Below are 17946 nucleotides of genomic sequence, written 5' to 3' on the forward strand. Positions count from 1 at the left end.
TTTCCGGGCGCTTGGTGTTTCGTACGCTTGGTGTTCCGGGTGCTTGGTGATCCGGGTGCTTGGTGCTCCGGGTGCTGGTGTTTACTTTGCGGGTGTTGCTACGGCCTGCGCGCGAGTTTCGCCTTGCGCGCGAGTTTCGGCCAGCACGCCGACGCCGTAGATCAGCACGGCCGCAACCACCGCGTTGAGGGAAGCAATCCCGAAGGGGATCAGCCACCCGGCCGCGGCCCCGCCTATTACTCCGGCCACCGGAGCCCAGGCTATATTGCGTTGCGAGCCGGCCGATTCCACAATCGGCAGGGGCTGGCCGGCAGCTTCGGCAACGTTTACGGCGTCGATCACAGCATGGTAGGCACGCCGATGCACCAGATAATCAGCCACCAGAATCGCTCCGATCGGCGGCAAAGTAGCGTTCAAGAAATTCAGCCACCCCACGAAATTGTTATACAACCACAGGGCGCCGAGCGTGCCAGCCATGCCCGCAATGAGCACGAGGGGCCGCTTGGGCCGCTTCGTAATATTCGCAAACCCCAGCCCGGTAGTGTACAAGGCGTTATTATTCGTGGTCCAAATATTGGCGCCAAGCACGAGCAGCGCGGGAATGGCCAAACCCTGCGCGATCATCACGTAGAAAATATCGTCCTTACCGGTGAAAGCACCACCCACGGCACCGAAGGAAAACATGAGGGTATTGCCGAGCAGGAAAGCGATCACCGTGGTGATCACCGCGGAACGTGCGGTGCGGGCAAAGCGGGCGAAGTTCGGGGTGGCCGAACCGCCCGAAATAAAGGATCCCACTACCATGCCGACGCCGACCATAATCGGCATTCCGCCCGATTCGCCGAAAACTTCAGCCACGCCGCCGGCTTCCACGGTTGCCGTCACCATGGAATACGTACCCAGAATCGTAATCAGAGGTACGGAAATGAAGGAAACGATTTCGATTGCTTTGATGCCGTAGTAGGCGCTGGCCGTCATGAGCGCGCCCGCAATTAGCACGATAGGCCACGGGCTAATCCCGAGCAGGTCTGCGGTGGGCATGGCGAACATGGCCACCCCGACCCCGAACCAGCCCATCTGGGTGAAGGCAATCAAGAACGAAGGTAGGTAGGAACCGCGCCGGCCAAAAGCGTGCCGGGCAAGTTCGTCTACGCCCATCCCCGTACGGGCACCCACATAGGCGAGCGCGCCCGTGTAGATCGCAAGAATAACCCCGCCGATGCTGACCGCCGCGAGGAAACCGCCGAGGTCGAGCCCGTTACCGAGCTTCGCTCCCACAGACATCGAAGCGGAAAAGAAAGTAAAGCCGAGCATAACAAAGCCGACGGACCAAAAGGAACGTCGGCTGGAAATAGGAACAGCTCCAAACGAAAAATCATCATCTATTGACTGGAGCTTAACTTGGGGATCGATGGGCGTTGTGCCGGCCCCATCCCCTGCGCTTGGCACCACTACCGCTGGGGTACTGTGCGCGTCTGGCGTGCTCGCTGCGCTTTGCACGTGCATATTTGCCGTCATCGCCCGGCTCCTTTCTAAATTTTGCTCAAATTGACAGTACGGTAACAGTCATTTCCGGAAGGCCGCAAGGATCAAACCTTATGCGGTCAGTCACGGGAGCGGCGCTTTGCGTTGCCACCGCCCGAAACCCGTGCCTTGCAGTGCGGCAGGGCCCAAAAAATTATTATTGTGGCCTGCGATAATAAGACCATGACCAGCCGTACTTGGTATCCCGACCCACTCGGCGCCGATTATGAGCAAACTTCCTTACCGCTCGGCTCCGATACCGAAGGCCCAGTGCATGCCACACTCGTCCGGAAAACCCCGCCGCGCCCGCCCGCGCCCGGTCTCGCGGCGCAAGCCGCGACTGCTGCGCCTGCCCAGGGCGGCGAACCAAATACCGCGCCGCGCTTTGCTTTCTTGGCTGTGCATGGTTGGAATGACTCATTTATTCACACCGAACTCGCCCGCACTATAACCGCCCTGCAAGGGGCTTTTTACGCGATTGACCTGCGCAAATATGGGCGCAGCCTAGACCGTTCCCGGCAAACTCCAGGGTATATCGAAAACTTTTCCACTTACTTTGCAGATCTCGACGCCGCCTGGGAAGCCATCGCTGCCGATCTGCGGGAAACTTACGGGATCGAAACGCGCGCGGATTCCGCCGGGTCACTAGCCGCGAATTCTGCCGCGCCTTTTCCGCTGTTTTTGTACGGTCATTCCACGGGCGGGCTCACGGCTAGTTTGTATGCCGATGCACGCCCGGGCTTGCTGGCCGGCGTCGTGCTTAATTCGCCCTGGTTGGAGCTGCAACTTACGCCGGAATTGCAGGCTTTGGCGCGCCCCGCGGTAACCGCTTTGGCTTCACATTGGCCGCGCCAGGCCTTAGACCTTTTCGCTAGTGACTTTTATGCACGGACCGTCACGGCGTGGAAAGCGCCGGGTTTGCCGAGCATCCCCGGCGCACCCCCGCATACCGATGACCCGTTCTGGACCACCGGGTGGATACCTGATTTCGACACGCGCGTTAGCGACCCGTTCCCGGTGCGTCCCGGCTGGTTGCGGGCAGTTTTGCGCGGTCAGGATCGCGTGGCCGCCGGCCTGAATATCGACGCCCCAATTTTGATGCTCACCTCCGCGCGCAGCTATTTCAGCCGCTCCTGGAGCGAAGAAATGCGCAGCGCCGATATTGTGCTCAACGTGGAACAAATGTGGGCCCGCGCCGCAAAACTTGGCCGCGCGGTGAGCATCGTCAAGTTCCCGGGTGCTATTCACGACGTCGTCTTTTCCCGCCGGTCCGTACGCACTGAAGTGTTCCACACCCTCGGCAGATTTATCACCGGGGTGCTTGGCGAACAATAGTAATCGCGCTGCGGGCAGCAACAGTAAGCTCACCGTGCTTAGGCGAACTGCCCACGCCCCCCGGGTGACCTAGTTCCGCGCAAACTAACCGCATCTAGCGAACTGGTTGTGCAAGGGCGAACTAGCTGAGCGCGAGCGAACTGGCCGCGGCGGCGGTCCGCGCTTTTATTCTGGGTCGAGGTCGGCGAGGCTGCGCCCGTCCGCGGTACGCCACAGATCCCAGCCGTCTACGTTTTCCACCCCGCCGATTTCTTCGGCCGCGGCCGTGGGATCGGTGTAGTTTCCGTGGCCTGCCACCCGGAGCACGCCGGGCCATTCCACATTTGCTTGCAGGTCTATACCGCGGCGGCGGAACACCCAATACACGCGTACCGGTCCGTTTTGAGAAATCCGGGCGAGCCGGGCAATTGCTTTCCGGTTGCGTTCACGGGCCTGTTCGGCCGCCTGTTTGCTATCGGTGAGCGGGATAATACCGAACTTTTCCGCGATCGGGCCTTCCGCGAGCGCCACGTGGTCGGTGGTTCGCCGGGACCTTTCACCCCGGCCTTTGGCTCGCTGCGCCAAATCTGCGATTGTTACCGGTTGGTGCTCCTGGTTTTCCTGGTGCCGCGAAGGTTCCGGCCGCGCCGGGGAACCAACCGTGGGCGGGCGGGAGGGCTCGGAATTGTACCGGGAAGAAGCGGCTTCCGATGCGCTTTCTACCGCGGCGCGCCGTGCCCGCCGCCGGGCACGCGCTATCTCTATATCCGGATCTACATCTACCGTGAAAGTTGCCGCGGCCGGTTCGGGCCCGGCCCGTAAGGGATCCGGAATTGCCCGTTCGTGTTCCGGCAAGCTATCGGCCGGTTGGGCCCCGACTTCCGCGGCCGAAGGCGCTACCCACGCGGTTTGCACGAGTTTTGGTGCAGAATGCGCTGAACCGGTTTCCGGCTGGGCGGGCGTGACCGGAAGCCGCTCGGGCGAAGACACACTGTGGGCGTCAACAATATTTTGCCGCAGCGGCGGCACCCACGGTTCGGCCCGAGTTTCGGGCCGCGGTTCAGCCCAGGTTTCGGTGTGGGTTTCGGGGTGGGTTTCGGCCCTGGCCGAGGCCTCCCAGGCCGCGCTTTCCCAGGTGCTTGCCGACGCGGTAGCTGAGGCTTCCCAAGCTGCGCTCTCCCATGTGCTCCTCGCCGAAGCTGCATCTGGAACCGAATCCGCCGGCGAGGATAGATCCGCCGCCGGGGAGAGATCCGCAGCCGCGGAGAGATCTGCGGCTAGAGCTGGATTTGGCGCCGGGGCTGATGCTTCCCAGGCCGCGCTTTCCTGCACGCTTCGTCCCGGACCGGCGGCCCAGGTTTCTTGGCCAGCGTTTTCCCGCGTACTTCTGGCCGGTGCCGTAGCCGCGGCCGAAGCTTTCCAAGCCGCGCTTTCCGGGGTAGTTTTGGCCGCACTTTCGGAAAAGTTTAGAGGTGTGCTTTCGCGCGGAACTTGGCCGGAATATTGGGCAGAAGTTCTAGCCGATGTTCCGCTGTATGTTTCGGCGGGCGTTCCTCCGTATGTTTCGGCAGGTGTTCCTCCGTATGTTTCGGCGGGCGTTCCTCCGTATGTTTCGGCGGGCGTTCCGCTATAAGTTTCAGGGTATGTTTCTCCAGGCATTTCGCTCACAGTTCCCGCGTATGTTGGAGCGGTCGTTTCAGCCGGAGCATCGGCGGGGGTTTCCGCCGGCGTGCCGGGGTAAGTTTCATCGGGCATTCCCGCGTAAGTCTTAGCCGGTGTACCCACGTACGTCTCCGCCGGCGTTCCCGCGGAAGGTTCCGCCGGTAATTCCACGTAAACCTCGCGGAGACTTTCGGTGGCGGGCGTGGAAGCGGATTCCCCGATCCCCGGCCGCGCCGCGGCCGCCGGACTGGTCAACGCATACCGGAGGCTCGGGGCTACCGAAACTTCGTCGATATTAACGAGGGCCCGGCCCCCGGCCTCATACACGCTCGCCGCATACACTGCCACGCCGCCGCCCGCGAGCGCGGTAATCGCATCCCGCACACTATCGGCCACGCGCAAAGTGATTACAAAAAGTTTCGGCCCGGCAGTTGCCACTGGCGGATTAATAGCCCGGAACGCATTCCATTTTCGGGAAAATTCTTCTTCCCCGCCCGGGTACATGCGCACGATTTCTTCGCGGTCTAAATTAGACTGCCGTCCTGAAACCGTGAGTGCGGCCACCAGGCTCTCCGTATCGAGGCTTGGCATTACCGCGACCGTACAAATCTGCCCGGTTGCGTCCAAACAAATCAGGTAGGAAGGTGTTTCTGGATCGCGGGTCCAGGCGATTGCGAAAAGCGGAGAAGGTAGGATTTCTAGAGCGTTTTCGCGCAAAGCCGCCAAAATCGGCCCTACCACGGAATCCGGCAGATCTGTTTGGGGAGCTGCGGGCCGAAGCTCGCCGCCTTCAAACGAAAAGACCGCCATCTATTCTCCTCTCCCGCCCGCCTTTACTATGCATGCCATTCTATGTTGAACAGCGCAGGCGCGGAGGAAAACCTCCCGCCTGCGCTGTCATACATCCCACGCAAAATGCTAGTTTACGCCGTCGCGAACTTGCGCAACCCGGAGCTTACGCCCTCGCAGGTTCACGCTACGGCAGGTTTGCACCGCCGCGAGTGCTTACTGCCCCGGGTTCACACCGGCGCAGCTTCACGCTGCCGCGAGTTTGCACGGCCGCGAGTTTACGCTGTGGCGTCGGTAGCGCCGTTTTGCGCGAGCGAAGATTCGTTGTGGACCGTGGCCCGGCCCGCTTCGAGCCGCGCGATCGGCACCCGGAAGGGCGAGCAGGATACGTAGTCAATCCCACAAGCGTCGAAGAAGTGGATGGACTGCGGGTCCCCACCGTGTTCGCCGCAAACGCCGATCTTGATACCCGGCCGGCCTTCCCGCCCGCGTTCCACGCCGATGCGGACGAGTTCGCCCACACCTTCTTGGTCGATGGTGCCGAAGGGCGATTCTTGGAAAATGCCCTTTTCGATGTAGAGCGGAATGAATTCGTGTTCTACATCGTCGCGGGAGAAACCGAGCGTGGTTTGCGTCAAATCGTTCGTGCCGAAGCTGAAGAATTCGGCTTCGTGGGCGATCTTATCGGCCACGATCGCGGCGCGCGGCAATTCGATCATGGTACCGATTTCGATATCCAGAGCGCCCGTATCCATCGCGTACTGGCGTTCCACTTCCCGCACAATTTCGCGCGCTTGATCTGCCACCAGGTGCAGTTCCTTTTCGGAGCCGACCAGCGGGATCATGATTTCCGGATGCGGGTCTTTACCCTTGAGGCGCAGCTCCGCTGCCGCTTCCGCAACCGCCCGCACCTGGGTATCCACAAACCCGGGAATTTCAATGGAAAGCCGTACCCCGCGCAAGCCGAGCATCGGATTGGCTTCGCTGCGTTCCTGGGCGGCATGCAAAAGCTGCCGCTTGCGTTCCGGTACTTGCTTGCCAAGGGCGTCTGCCACCGCGATTTCTACCGAAAGTTTGGTTAGATCCGGCAAGAATTCGTGTAGCGGCGGGTCGATGAGCCGTACCACCACGGGCAGCCCATCCATGGCTTCGAAAATCCCTAAGAAATCGTTCTTTTGCAGGGGTAATAGCGCAGCCAGTGCGGCCTCTTGTTGTTCCCGAGTTTCGGCAAGGATTACGTGTTCGATCAGTTCGCGCCGCTCCCCGAGGAACATGTGTTCGGTACGTACCAGGCCGATGCCCTGCGCGCCCATCGTCCGTGCCTTGGCCGCATCTTCCGGGTTATCCGCATTCGCGCGGACCTTCATGCGGGAGATGGAGTCTGCCTCGGTCAAAATATTGTGGACGGAGTTCACGAGTTCGTGCGCATCGGCGTCGTTCGCCACCTCAAGGGCGGCTTCCAAACCTTGGGTTACGTATACCATCACGGGCGAATCTTCTACCGGTACCGAGCCGGTGAAAACTTCCCCGGTGGTGCCGTCGATGGAAATAACGTCGCCTTCGCGCAAGGTAAGGTGCTTGGACTTTACGAACACGGTGCGCGAGTTTTCGTTAATTACTAGGTCTTCTGCGCCGACGACGGCGGTGCGGCCCATCCCGCGGGCTACCACGGCCGCGTGGGAAGTTTTGCCGCCGCGGGCCGTGAGCACGCCTTGGGCGGCCACCATGCCTTCGAGGTCATCCGGATTGGTTTCCCGGCGCACCAGGATTACGTCTTCGCCTTCGGCGGCGCGCCGCGTAGCCGAAGCATTATCGAAAACGATCTTGCCCACGGCTGCGCCCGGCGAAGCAGGTGTGCCTACGGTTACCGGTTCTTCCACATTTTCGCGGCGGAACTGGGGGAAGAGCAGCGAAGTGAGCTGTTCGCCCGTAACCCGGGTAACAGCTTCGCGCTTATCGATCAGGCCTTCTTCTACCAGTTGGCCAGCCACGCGGAAAGCGGCGGCCGGGGTGCGCTTACCAACTCTGGTTTGAAGCATCCAGAGCTTACCTTCTTCGATCGTGAACTCGATATCGCACAGATCCCGGTAGTGGTTTTCCAGGCGTTGCATAATATCGACGAGCTGATCGTAAGCCGGCTTATTGAAGTCTTGTAGTTCGGCCAGGGGTTGGGTGTTGCGAATACCGGCAACTACGTCTTCCCCTTGGGCGTTGGGCAGGAAATCGCCGTACACGCCGGAATGACCGGTGGAAGGATCACGGGTGAAGCACACACCGGTGGCAGAAGTTTCACCCAGGTTGCCGAAGACCATGGTTTGGATGTTTACGGCCGTGCCCAAATCATCTGGGATGTGTTCGCGGCGGCGGTAGATCCGGGCCCGTTCCGTATTCCAGGAACGGAACACGGCCGTAATGGCCAGGTTCATTTGCGACCGCGGATTTTGCGGGAAGTTACGCCCGGTGGTACGCCGCACGATGCCCTTGAAAATCGAGGTGATTTCGCGCAGATCGTCCGTGGTCATATCCAGATCCCCGGAATAGCCGTGAGCGTGCTGCAAATCAGAAAGGGCTTGGGAGAATAGTTCGCCGTCGATATCGAGCACGGTCTTACCAAACATTTGGATCAGGCGGCGGTAAGAATCCCAAGCGAAACGCTCATCTCCGGACTGTTTGGCCAAGCCCCGCACGGATTCATCGGTAAGACCAATATTGAGCACGGTATCCATCATGCCGGGCATGGAGAATTTGGCGCCCGAACGTACGGAGAAGAGGAGCGGATCGTCCGGGTCGCCAAGTTTGCGGCCCATCTGCTCTTCAATTGCGGTGAGGTATTCCGTCACCTGTTCCGCCAGCTCATGCGGTTCCAACCCGTTTTCCAGGTAGTACCGGCAAGCCTCCGTAGTAATCGTAAACCCGGGAGGCACGGGCATTCCCAACCCGACCATTTCCGCAAGGTTCGCACCTTTTCCACCGAGGAGGTCCTTCATGTCCTTGTTCCCCTCAGTGAAAGAGTAAATGTACTTAGTCATTCCCGCCTCCACTTTCAGCAACATCCTTATTGCCTTCTGCAATTTTTGGTTTGGAGCGCTACGTGCGCCGTGGCGTTACCACCGTCTCTCAGGCTAGCACCGAAGTGGCGAAAAACACCCCCTCTTTTTCGTTTCAAGTAATCCACTTGAATGGGATCTTTTTGGCCGTGCACGCTCGGGATTTTCCGAACTTCCTGCAAGACTCCCGGCAAAACTTCCCGCGGCGCAAATGCTGCACCGGTGCCACACAGGTACACGCAGGCATCGCACTGATACCGCACTAACAACCTCACGGCTAATGCACCCGTACCGCACTGGTGCCGCGCCGATACCGTCAACCTAAACAGTGACGGCACCGCGCAGGCGCCGCACTAGTACCGCGCAGGCGCCACACCGGTGCCGCACAAGCACCGCTAGCTTGCGGCGTCACCGCTAGCTTGCAGCGTCAGCGCCGCGGGAAGTCCCGTTTTTTGGAACAAATCGCACCGTAGTCACCAATAGCGAGAGACTCTACACCAAGAAATGGACTCTAGTGCAAACCTACGATTTCGCCTTCAGCGGTCACGTCTACATCCGCGGCCGAAGGACGTTTGGGCAGGCCAGGCATGAGCATTACGGATCCTGCGATTACGACAACGAAGCCGCCGCCGGTAGAAAGCCGGACTTCGCGGACGGGAATTTTGAAGTCAGTAGGCGCGCCGAGCACGTTCGGATCGGCCGTCAAGCTCGCCGGGGTTTTGGCGATGCATACCGGCCAGGAACCATAACCGCTGGCTTGCAAGCGGTCGAGTTCTCTTTGTGCGGCCCGCGTGAAGGTAGCACCATCTCCGCCGTAAATCTTACGGACCACGGCGTCGATCTTTTCTTCCAGCGTGGCTTCGGCGGCGTAGGTAAAGGTAGGCGTGGAGGGGTTTTCTGCGGCTTCTACCACGGCTTCGGCCAAAGCGACCGCTCCCTTGCCGCCGTGGGTGAAGTGTTCGGCCGCTACCGATTTGACGCCGAGCTGCGCCGTCGTCTCCGCGATAACAGCCATTTCCGCTTCCGTATCGGCACTGAAACGGTTGATCGCGACCACCACGTTGAGCCCCAAAACGTTACGCAGAATCTGAATGTGGCGGCGCAGGTTGGCGAGCCCGCGGCGCACGGCCTCCACGTTTTCGGTTTCGAGGTCCGCGAGCGCCACCCCGCCGTGGTATTTGAGGGCGCGCACGGTAGCCACGCACACGGCGGCGGCCGGGCGCAACCCAGTTTCGCGGCACTTGATGTCCAGGAATTTTTCGGCGCCGAGGTCTGCTCCAAAACCTGCTTCGGTTACCGCGTAATCGGCAGTGGCCAGGGCGGCTCGCGTGGCCATCACGGAATTGCAGCCGTGCGCAATATTTGCGAAAGGCCCGCCATGCACGAACGCGGGGGTACCTTCCATGGTTTGCACGAGGTTCGGGGAGAATGCTTCCACGAGCAGGGCGAGCATCGCGCCCGTTGCCTGCAGCGTATCGGCGGTTACGGGGTTGCCGGAACGGTCTGCTCCGACGACGATTCCCCCAATGCGGCGGCGTAGATCGGCCAGGTCAGAAGCCATGCAGAAGGCGGCCATAACTTCCGAGGCAGCGGTAATATCGAAACCGGTTTCGCGCGGGATGCCGCCGGTGCGCCCGCCCAAGCCGGTCACTACTTGGCGCAGGGTGCGGTCGTTGACGTCTAGGGCCCGGCGCACATTGAGCGTGCGCGGATCTAGATCGTGCGTACCAAAATGGGCCGCATTTTCAGCAATAGCGGCCAGCAGGTTCTGGGCCGCGGCAATAGCCGCAAAGTCCCCGTTGAAATGCAGATTAATCTGCGTGGCGGGTACAACTTGGGATTTTCCGCCCCCAATAGCACCACCCTTAATCCCGAACACGGGGCCCAGGGATGGTTCACGCAAAGCAAGCGCGGCGCTCTTACCGATCTGCCGCAACCCATCGGCAAGGCCAATGGATGTGGTGGTTTTCCCCTCTCCGGGCGGAGTGGGATTCACAGCCGTAACCAAGATCAGTTTGCCGCGCGGCTGCGCGGACTCCACCCAAGTTCTATCGACTTTGGCGCGCCCGCGCCCGTATGGCAGAAAAGCTTCTTCGGGCACGCCTGCCTGGCGCGCCACTTCTGCGATTGGCATGATGACATTCATGCCGAGATTGTAGATGAGGCCAAGGGTTCCTGCGTCTCTGGCTCAGCTTGCAGACGGGTTGGTGGCCGGTTCGTTGACGACAGCCGATCCTTTGGTGACGGATTTGCTGACGGCGGCGTACTCATGCGCAGCGGCGAGACGTATGAACACGAAAGCCCCAATGCCGCTAAGCACTGCCGCTGTGGGTGAGGCGATCCCCGTTACCAAGAAGAACAACGCGGTTAGGAGCCACGCGCCGATCGGGTCGCCCGGGCGATCGATGGCAATCCACCAGTTAGCCTGATACATCTGTATCACAATGTAGAGCACGAAAAGTACCACGGCGATAACGGCCAGAGCCTTCGCCAAAGAACGATATGTAGATGGCTTATTCATAGCTGGTCCGAACATCGGTGCCGAACTGATTCACCGGCTCTTGCAACGAATTACAGTTAATTCCGGGACCAGAAGCAATCTGTGCCATCGAAGCCTCGCTGGACTCATACGCGGCTACTGCGTCTTTCCTAAACTGCGCGGAATGTATTTTACGGGACATGGTAGAAAGACTACCTTTCTCCGGCTGAACGCCGGGGCTAGCCCATGCCCACCAACAAGGGGTCAAGTCCCGAACTAGGAGCGGCTTTCAAGCGATAATTAAAAACACCGTAACCCGAGCTGGTAGTTAGGTAGATTAAAGATGCGGATCTGAGTGAGAATTTCGCCAAGAACGGTGATTTCGCGGGAGATACAAACTAGACTGAAAGTAGCTCATCGGCCAGGCGCCGAAGGAGTATCTGGGGCCGTCCTTAGATGGGCGGCCCTTGCTGTTTCCAATACTCCGCATGCTCATTGCGAAGTTTTCGTTGTCTGTGCGCCCGGTTAACGTAATACGCAGTCACCAATACGGCGTATTCTGGTCTTTCGTCAACAATCACCACATAGGCAAAGTCGTTCGTCGCAATCAGATACCGCCGAGTATTGCCCATCCGACGGGAACTGACCCACCATTTTATTCGTTCTTCTTCTGGCCAATCCGCATTGAACCAATCGATAACTATGCCGATCCAGCCGATTCTCCGACACCGTTCAACGTCAATTTGACGCGTCAATTCATCACCGGTGCCGGTACTAATCACGTGCCAGAAAACTGCATGTCTTCCCTCGACCTCAGGATGCCGCCGAAAAGTAAGCTTTCTCCCCGTAGGTCTCCACACTATCGATCTATGAGCAAGCGATTTTAGAAACAGTGAATAGAGCGTATCGAGATACGGTTCAGAATGCAGATTATCCGGATATGGCAGTAACTCTAGGCACATTGTTGCTGTATTACCTGCGGCTTCCAGAAAAATAGGTTCATTTTTTGCGCGGATGGCAGTGTGCCGTTCCGTAAGCTCAAACCAGAACGAAGTTGAATCCGCTCAATGAGCCTCATTTTTGCTTCACTTTTCTCTAATCCGCGATTCGCATAATTAATGGCTCCCAAGATTAAATCCGCTATTTGCATCTGCTTCACATCTTTGGAATCCACAATCTGCACCCGCCGAATATTCTCTCTCCGGAAATCGTAATTTGCGTTTGCGATCACGCTGTGCAGGCGTCGAACCTTGTCACCACCACGAGTGTCTTTCTTGTCAATGTATATGTAAGCACGACCATCCGCTGGCAAGACATTCCGAATTAGATAGAACATCATCTTGTAGTACCAATCGTCGTGGCTTTGATGAAAAGCGGTATGATCCAGACCAGCCTTTTCGGCTACTACCGCACGGAAGGCAAGATTATCGGCGTCGAAAAAGTAGTCCACGAGATCAAGATAGAAAGCAAGTTTCGCCGGCGAAACTTTCCCCCATTTAATCTCGAAATTTCGGTCTAAGCCGTGACGTTTCCCTATTTCTGCAATGTGTCGCGAGATATCGCTTGTTTCCGACACCGGGCACGTTACGGCACCAAGAACCATATACGGCTTGCCATCATTCGGAAGATGGGTGCTTTCGTCGCAGTAAATATTCAGATCCATAGCCTCGGCCTTCCATATGTATGTGAGCGGCGAAGTCAACTGCTATTAGGACTTTCGAGCAGTCTACCAAACGGTCTTTCGTGTGGTTTTTGCCGGCGTCGTCCTGTGGAAACGCACGATTTCGAACTGGCGCGGGTTCCACTTGTGCAGGAAAGTGATCGGCACCCCCATAAACCGCGGTAGGGGCGGGTTCTAGGGATTGTTGCAACGCTCGATTCTGAGGAAGGCAAACGCGGATTGGTGACCACCACGTCCGCTTCCTGCAAAATACTGGCGGTAGTGGACTAGTTCCCGATCAATATCCACCCGCTGGGTGCAAAACTCATCATTCTTGTGCTTCTTCGCTCGCCATAATCCCGCATGGCCGCCCTGCGCGCCATGCTCAGCCCTCTCTAAACTTTGATATGGCAACCACCAGTTGATTTGGCAACTACCAGCTTCTACGCGCCATACACCCAGGTTTATCTGCGCGTTTGCTCGGCGTTGTTTTATACCGTAGTGCGCACCCAACATGACCGGTTCCGCTACTCATCGGTGGGATTCCTGGGACGGTCCTTTCGCCAGATTGTTTTGGCCGCCGGCAACCGTTCAGCGCATCTGGCGCACATAATCAATCGCCCACACCAACAAACGTATATGCCAGCCACCCCAGCTAGTGGGGAGGAGAGTTTTCATTGGAATAAACAACGTTAACTCCTACTGGAGTGAGGTCCAAACCTCATTATTACCCCCACAAAATGGTTGAGTGGGTTGAAGCACAATTCGCCAGTCAACCCACTCAACCTACAAAACACCTAATGAAACTAAACCGCGCCTGACCCCCTCACTATAACCACAGCCGTAACTAGCGTCACGACCATCCCGACCGTGATCAACGCCAGGCCTACCAAATCGATAGCAGTAGGCTTAGTGAGCGCAGTAAAGATAAACTCTACCACTCCGCAAATAATTAGAACATTACCGAGCACGTGAAGTACTCCCGTAGCACTTTTACCTCGGACTTTCCACCCGGACAGCAGGCTCAACAGGCAGATACTTACCAAAACCGCCCCGACCATAAACGCTAACCAATACCGCGTACTGTACGTACCCTGCGACGAAGCCGCGTACACTTCAAGAGCTACAAAGCAAAGGATTAATAAAACTACACAGACGAGAGGAGTTTGCTTCTTACACATCTCTACCTCCAACTAAGCACAGCTATTAAAGGTATGTACGACGGTGACCGCACCGTAGTAAACCCTTGCCGTCACCAGGCAGGATGCCAGAGTTGCTCCCCCGGCGTAGGTCACCCGACAGTTGTTTCGCATATTTGCCAGCAATGCCGAATCGCACCGTTTAGAAGCGCACCCCTTACGCTCCCCACCAAACTCTTGTCGGAGTTTGAGATATACAACGCTTGAGACGCTTCATCTAGAGCATAAACGTAGCCTTCCCAGTCCTTTAGAACCACTTTCCCAACACCGTTGTCGGCACTAATAGTGGCAGGCAGGTTCAAGGCGTACTCTTCCGGCGCGGTAGCTACGGTTTCACCATCCAAACAAAGGTGCAAAGCCTCGGCATACTCTTCATAACTAATATCCGAACTAACTGCATTAGTGTACGACCGCTCCGCCTGTCCATTATGAGGGGGAGGCTCCTCGGGAGCGGGTATCGGCGCCAAAACAAAAGCTACGGCACTAAAGGCCGTGGTCCAAATTTTCAACCCATTATAAGCCTCCCAATAAAATATGAAACTTGCAGGTAGCCTCATGATACACCTCACACAATTTTTCTAGCAAGCATTCACACAAATACGCACCGCTACCGCTTACCCCTCCTTAAGCACCGACACCGGATCTACGGTCGTCGCGTCAAAATACTTCACTAATGGGTTTAGATGCGCACTGTGATCGCGGGCGCACTACGCAGCACTACTGCTCGGCACGCCGCTTTGCGCCCCACTTCTGAAGAGATTGCAGTTTTCGAAAGCGGCGTGAGCCTTGACTAAGCGCGCGTGGCCTTATTGGGCGTGCGCGAATTTAGCGCCGTGCACCAGAGTGCAACAGCCCGCTAATTTCTCTGCTCGCTTTGCCCTCTTAACGCCGGCTCGCGTTGTTGCTAGAGTCGAGATAAATGAAGAATTGACTGATGGAAGGAACGTCAATGGCCAAGGTCAGTGTTCTGGTAGGAAGTCTGCGCCGTGCCTCGTATGCGCGCCGCATTGCTAATATCGTTCTCGATTACTTCCCGGAAGGCGTGGAAGCTTCGATCGTGGAGATTGGCAATCTTCCCCTGTATAACTTCGAATATGACGATCCGGAGGTAACCGACGTCGAACTGCCTGCGGAATACACCGAGTTCCGCGAAACCATCAAGGCGTCTGACGGCGTCTTGTTCGTAACCCCGGAAAACAACCGGACGATTCCCGCGTGCCTGAAGAACGCTGTGGATATCGGCTCCAAGCCAAATAGTGACGTTGCGTGGAAGAACCTTCCGGCCGGGTTGATCAGCCATTCCGTGGGCCGCATGGGTGGTTACAGCGCGCAGAAGAACCTGCGGTTGGCGCTCTCCTACTTCGACATGAAGTTCCCGGGCCAGCCGGAAGTGTTCCTCGGCCAATCGCCCACGCTCTTCAATGAGGACGGCACGCTGGTGGAACGCACTGAAAGGTTCCTGCGCGATTACATTGCCCGTTTCAGCGACCTCGTGCTCGAAAACGCACGCTAAATAAAACCGCAAAACAGCAAAACAGCAGAACAGCAAAACAGTAAAACCGTAGCAGTCGTGGCGCAAAGCAAGCTGCGCGCCACGAAAGTATCGCCGCAGCGAAACGATATCGCAGCGAAACGATATCGAGGTTTCACAAGACTAACGTTGCGGCGCGAAACTAAGGTTTTCGGTGGCCAGCATTTGTGGCGAGCACGCGAGCGGATACAAGTTTTCGAAACTTGTTTTCGCTCGCGTGTTTTGCTGCGTATAGGCCATTTAGGCGTATTGGCAGCGTATTGGCCACTTGGGGTTGGTTTTGCCCGAGGTTGGTTGCTTGCGAGTGCGGGGCGACGCCGGCAAACCCTCCGACGCGGCGATTTCACGCTAGCTACCGCACTCACGCTTCAAGGTCAGCGAGCCCTCCGGCGATTCCGTGCCACAGCGCGGCCTCACCGCGAATCCAGCCCTCCCGCACTGGGCGCCCGGCCCCGGTGGTTTGGCCCCGGTGTCTTGGCCCGCGCTGCTATTCAACCCGCGCACCAGGCTGGCCCGCGATAATATTACGTGCGGAAGTTTTTAGTCCGTTCCCGACCGAAAGGATGCGATGGCATTAGCTATGCACTCTGCCCTCGCGGCTCGGCCAGGGATTTGGGCGCGGCGGCGCACAATGGCGCGCGCGGCCGTTGCCTACGTGCGGGGCAATGCCATAGTTTTTCTAGATACGAATGCCGCCACCCAGCAAGTGGCAATTGAATTGCGCCAAAGGCTCCGCTTCCGCGTCTATGTGATCACAAACAGCGGTGGCCCGGTGTTACGCCGTTTCCCGCGCCTCGCTTTCGCTTTCCTGTACGGCAGCGGCGCCGAACGCGAGTTCGCCCAAATTTTGCGGCGGCTCGATAACGCGCGGAGCACACGCAAGCGGCCTCGTTATGCGTTTATCGACGCCGTCCATCTGGATCCGGCACGCGGGATTGCCTGTAAAAGCGCGGCCGAGGCCCGCATGAAGTCCCTCTTGTTGGCACATGCTGAAAAGATCTTCATCCTCACCGATGCCTGCACCCTCAACTCCCCTGGGCTCGCAGACGGACCGGCCGCTGCCCAGTATCCACCGGCCGAGCACTGGGCGAGTTTTCCAGAATCGTGGACTTTGATTACAACGGATGCGGCGTCGGCGGCCGCGCTCAAAGAATTGCGCGGGGCCGGCGCCACCGAAATCGTTATTGCTGACTAAACCCGTGCCCCAAGCGGCACCGCTTCTCTGGCCCCAGCCAGACCGGCGCGAACCATCCCAGCCGAACCGGCGCGAGCCGCCCCAGCCCAGCCGGCACGGAGCCGGCTACCCGCGCTGTTCTTGGTATTCGCGGGCCAGTTCGAGGTTCTTCAAATAGCCTTCCGCGGTCCACGCGGAACGCCCAATGAATAGTCCGCCTACGCCCGGGATACTCAGAATGTCCTGGTTATTGGCGTGGTTAACCGAACCGCCGTAGAGGATCGCGGTTACCCGTTCGCCGTACCGTTCGGCCAGCGCGGCGAAAGTTGTCACTAAATCTTCGCGGGCCGGCGGGCGGCCGTGCTCACCAATCGCCCAAATAGGTTCATATGCGAGCAAAACACGCGGCCCGGTTTCACCTTCGCCAGCTGCGGGCAGGCCGGCGAGGGCGGCGTCGATCTGGGAACAAATGAAAGGCAAGGTTTCCCCGGCTTCGAAAACTTCGGCGGGTTCCCCGAAACAGATGAGCGGGACGAGGCCGTGGCGTAGGGCAGCTTTGGCCTTGAGGTTCACGGTTTCGTCGGTTTCGCCAAACCATTCGCGGCGTTCCGAATGCCCCATTTCGATAATGCGTGCCCCGGCGTCGGCAGCTTGCGGCACGGAAACCTCACCCGTCCACGCACCCGCATCTTCCCAGTGAGCGTTTTGTGCGCCCACCAAAACCGGGGTTTCGGCAAGCGCCTTCGCAGCGGTGTTGAGCGCGGTGAAAGGCGGGATCACAAAAGGCTGAACTTCCGCCCGCACGTATGTTTCCATTCCCGCGCCCGCCAAGCTTTCCGCGTACTCACGCGCAAAGCTGAGCGTGCCATTCATTTTCCAACTGGTTCCCACCCAGACCATGTTCCCGACCTCCCGGTTTCGGTTGTTTCGGTGTGCTTTGCGCAGCTACTTTTCGAGTGAGCCGTCGTAAGCGCAGATGGCGTCTACATTGGCTTTCGAATGCGAAGCCGGATCAAATTCGTAGTCCAAGAATTCCGAGGCGAGCCGCTTGGCCAGCTCCGGCCCAATCACGCGCTGCCCCAAACACAGAATCTGCGCGTTATTCGACTTCACTAGCCTTTCCACCGAATACGAATCATGCGCTACCGACGCACGAATGCCCATCACCTTGCAGGCAGACATCGCCACGCCCATCCCCGTGCCACACACGAAGATCCCGCGGTCCGCTTCCCCGCGTGCAATCCGCTCCGCCGCGGCCGTAGCCAAATTTGGGTACAGATCCGGGGTTTCCCCTTCGTTCATGCCGGCGTCGATCACTTCGCTCACGCGCGGATCACCCGTCAACATTTCCTTGATCATGTTCTTATACCCGTAACCAGCCGAATCGCCGATCAAAATAACGCGGTATGCCATTGGTTTCCTTCCTCTATTTTTGCCTGTTTTGTGGTTCTTGTTTAGGTTTGCGGTCCCCGGTTGCGGTTCCCCTTTGCGGCCCCGTCTACGATTCCGGTTTTCGGGGCCGCTCGTGCTCGCCGCGTTTTCCGCTAACGCGGCGGGCTCTCCGCTA

Annotated in this window: 15 protein-coding genes; 3 read left to right on the forward strand and 12 right to left on the reverse strand. The window is 58.3% G+C overall.

From position 1 onward, the window contains the following. Positions 1–81: 81 nt before the first annotated feature. A complete protein-coding gene (gene codB, locus H8274_RS08605; protein ID WP_244924580.1) occupies positions 82–1518 on the reverse strand; it encodes a cytosine permease in 1437 nt (478 codons plus the stop codon). Positions 1519–1707: 189 nt separating this feature from the next. Between codB and H8274_RS08610 the strand changes: the two genes are divergently transcribed. Then, entirely contained in the window at positions 1708–2859 is a 1152-nt protein-coding gene (locus tag H8274_RS08610; protein ID WP_185934309.1) for an alpha/beta hydrolase, read from the forward strand. 165 nt (positions 2860–3024) lie between these two features. Here H8274_RS08610 and H8274_RS08615 read toward each other — a convergent pair whose 3' ends face one another. From H8274_RS08615 to H8274_RS08650, 9 genes are all read right to left on the reverse strand, one after another. After that, complete coding sequence (locus H8274_RS08615) at positions 3025–5310, reverse strand: hypothetical protein (protein WP_185934310.1); 2286 nt, start codon at positions 5308–5310, stop codon at positions 3025–3027. A 257-nt stretch (positions 5311–5567) separates the two neighbouring features. Next, on the reverse strand, positions 5568–8318 hold the full coding sequence (ppdK, locus tag H8274_RS08620) for a pyruvate, phosphate dikinase (RefSeq protein ID WP_185934311.1): 2751 nt from the start codon (positions 8316–8318) through the stop codon (positions 5568–5570). A 529-nt stretch (positions 8319–8847) separates the two neighbouring features. Next, positions 8848–10482, reverse strand: coding sequence for a formate--tetrahydrofolate ligase (locus H8274_RS08625; RefSeq protein WP_185934312.1), 1635 nt, complete (start codon positions 10480–10482; stop codon positions 8848–8850). Positions 10483–10524: 42 nt separating this feature from the next. Continuing rightward, positions 10525–10857 carry a hypothetical protein gene (locus H8274_RS08630; RefSeq protein WP_049620169.1) on the reverse strand — a complete coding sequence of 111 codons (333 nt, stop codon included), beginning with the start codon at positions 10855–10857 and terminating at the stop codon, positions 10525–10527. Beyond that, a complete protein-coding gene (locus tag H8274_RS08635; protein ID WP_141670120.1) occupies positions 10850–11017 on the reverse strand; it encodes a transposase in 168 nt (55 codons plus the stop codon). Before H8274_RS08635 ends, H8274_RS08630 begins: the two co-directional genes overlap by 8 nt. Positions 11018–11767: 750 nt before the next feature. After that, on the reverse strand, positions 11768–12478 hold the full coding sequence (locus tag H8274_RS08640) for a DUF3800 domain-containing protein (RefSeq protein ID WP_185934313.1): 711 nt from the start codon (positions 12476–12478) through the stop codon (positions 11768–11770). A 63-nt stretch (positions 12479–12541) separates the two neighbouring features. Beyond that, a complete protein-coding gene (locus H8274_RS10050) occupies positions 12542–12649 on the reverse strand; it encodes an adenine-specific methyltransferase EcoRI family protein (protein ID WP_156181514.1) in 108 nt (35 codons plus the stop codon). Between the two features lie 21 nt (positions 12650–12670). Beyond that, on the reverse strand, positions 12671–12991 hold the full coding sequence (locus tag H8274_RS10055; RefSeq protein ID WP_049620237.1) for an adenine-specific methyltransferase EcoRI family protein: 321 nt from the start codon (positions 12989–12991) through the stop codon (positions 12671–12673). Between the two features lie 775 nt (positions 12992–13766). After that, entirely contained in the window at positions 13767–14231 is a 465-nt protein-coding gene (locus H8274_RS08650; protein WP_185934314.1) for a hypothetical protein, read from the reverse strand. 392 nt (positions 14232–14623) lie between these two features. Between H8274_RS08650 and H8274_RS08655 the strand changes: the two genes are divergently transcribed. Beyond that, entirely contained in the window at positions 14624–15187 is a 564-nt protein-coding gene (locus H8274_RS08655) for an NADPH-dependent FMN reductase (RefSeq protein WP_185934315.1), read from the forward strand. A gap of 586 nt (positions 15188–15773) precedes the next feature. Further along, on the forward strand, positions 15774–16400 hold the full coding sequence (locus H8274_RS08660) for a DeoR/GlpR family DNA-binding transcription regulator (RefSeq protein WP_185934316.1): 627 nt from the start codon (positions 15774–15776) through the stop codon (positions 16398–16400). A gap of 105 nt (positions 16401–16505) precedes the next feature. Here the strand turns inward: H8274_RS08660 and H8274_RS08665 are convergent, their stop codons facing one another. Further along, positions 16506–17279: a triose-phosphate isomerase gene (locus H8274_RS08665; protein ID WP_185934317.1), complete on the reverse strand. Its 774-nt coding sequence runs from the start codon at positions 17277–17279 to the stop codon at positions 16506–16508. A gap of 45 nt (positions 17280–17324) precedes the next feature. After that, positions 17325–17792 (reverse strand): ribose-5-phosphate isomerase, encoded by a 468-nt coding sequence (locus tag H8274_RS08670; protein WP_185934318.1) that lies wholly within the window; start codon positions 17790–17792, stop codon positions 17325–17327. Between the last annotated feature and the right edge of the window lie 154 nt (positions 17793–17946).

This window comes from Actinobaculum suis (assembly GCF_900618115.1).
In the GTDB taxonomy this organism is placed as follows: domain Bacteria; phylum Actinomycetota; class Actinomycetes; order Actinomycetales; family Actinomycetaceae; genus Actinobaculum; species Actinobaculum suis.

What these genes read in the sequence shown, in the direction of transcription:
- H8274_RS08635 (WP_141670120.1), bottom strand. Translation starts at nt 11,017, where the DNA reads ATGTCCCGTAAAATACATTCCGCGCAGTTTAGGAAAGACGCAGTAGCC.
- H8274_RS08665 (WP_185934317.1), bottom strand. Translation starts at nt 17,279, where the DNA reads ATGGTCTGGGTGGGAACCAGTTGGAAAATGAATGGCACGCTCAGCTTT.
- H8274_RS08630 (WP_049620169.1), bottom strand. Translation starts at nt 10,857, where the DNA reads ATGAATAAGCCATCTACATATCGTTCTTTGGCGAAGGCTCTGGCCGTT.
- H8274_RS08660 (WP_185934316.1), top strand. Translation starts at nt 15,774, where the DNA reads ATGGCATTAGCTATGCACTCTGCCCTCGCGGCTCGGCCAGGGATTTGG.
- H8274_RS08615 (WP_185934310.1), bottom strand. Translation starts at nt 5,310, where the DNA reads ATGGCGGTCTTTTCGTTTGAAGGCGGCGAGCTTCGGCCCGCAGCTCCC.
- ppdK (WP_185934311.1), bottom strand. Translation starts at nt 8,318, where the DNA reads ATGACTAAGTACATTTACTCTTTCACTGAGGGGAACAAGGACATGAAG.
- H8274_RS08610 (WP_185934309.1), top strand. Translation starts at nt 1,708, where the DNA reads ATGACCAGCCGTACTTGGTATCCCGACCCACTCGGCGCCGATTATGAG.
- H8274_RS08650 (WP_185934314.1), bottom strand. Translation starts at nt 14,231, where the DNA reads ATGAGGCTACCTGCAAGTTTCATATTTTATTGGGAGGCTTATAATGGG.
- H8274_RS10050 (WP_156181514.1), bottom strand. Translation starts at nt 12,649, where the DNA reads ATGGGGGTGCCGATCACTTTCCTGCACAAGTGGAACCCGCGCCAGTTC.
- H8274_RS08655 (WP_185934315.1), top strand. Translation starts at nt 14,624, where the DNA reads ATGGCCAAGGTCAGTGTTCTGGTAGGAAGTCTGCGCCGTGCCTCGTAT.
- H8274_RS08625 (WP_185934312.1), bottom strand. Translation starts at nt 10,482, where the DNA reads ATGAATGTCATCATGCCAATCGCAGAAGTGGCGCGCCAGGCAGGCGTG.
- H8274_RS10055 (WP_049620237.1), bottom strand. Translation starts at nt 12,991, where the DNA reads ATGTTGGGTGCGCACTACGGTATAAAACAACGCCGAGCAAACGCGCAG.
- H8274_RS08670 (WP_185934318.1), bottom strand. Translation starts at nt 17,792, where the DNA reads ATGGCATACCGCGTTATTTTGATCGGCGATTCGGCTGGTTACGGGTAT.
- codB (WP_244924580.1), bottom strand. Translation starts at nt 1,518, where the DNA reads ATGACGGCAAATATGCACGTGCAAAGCGCAGCGAGCACGCCAGACGCG.
- H8274_RS08640 (WP_185934313.1), bottom strand. Translation starts at nt 12,478, where the DNA reads ATGGATCTGAATATTTACTGCGACGAAAGCACCCATCTTCCGAATGAT.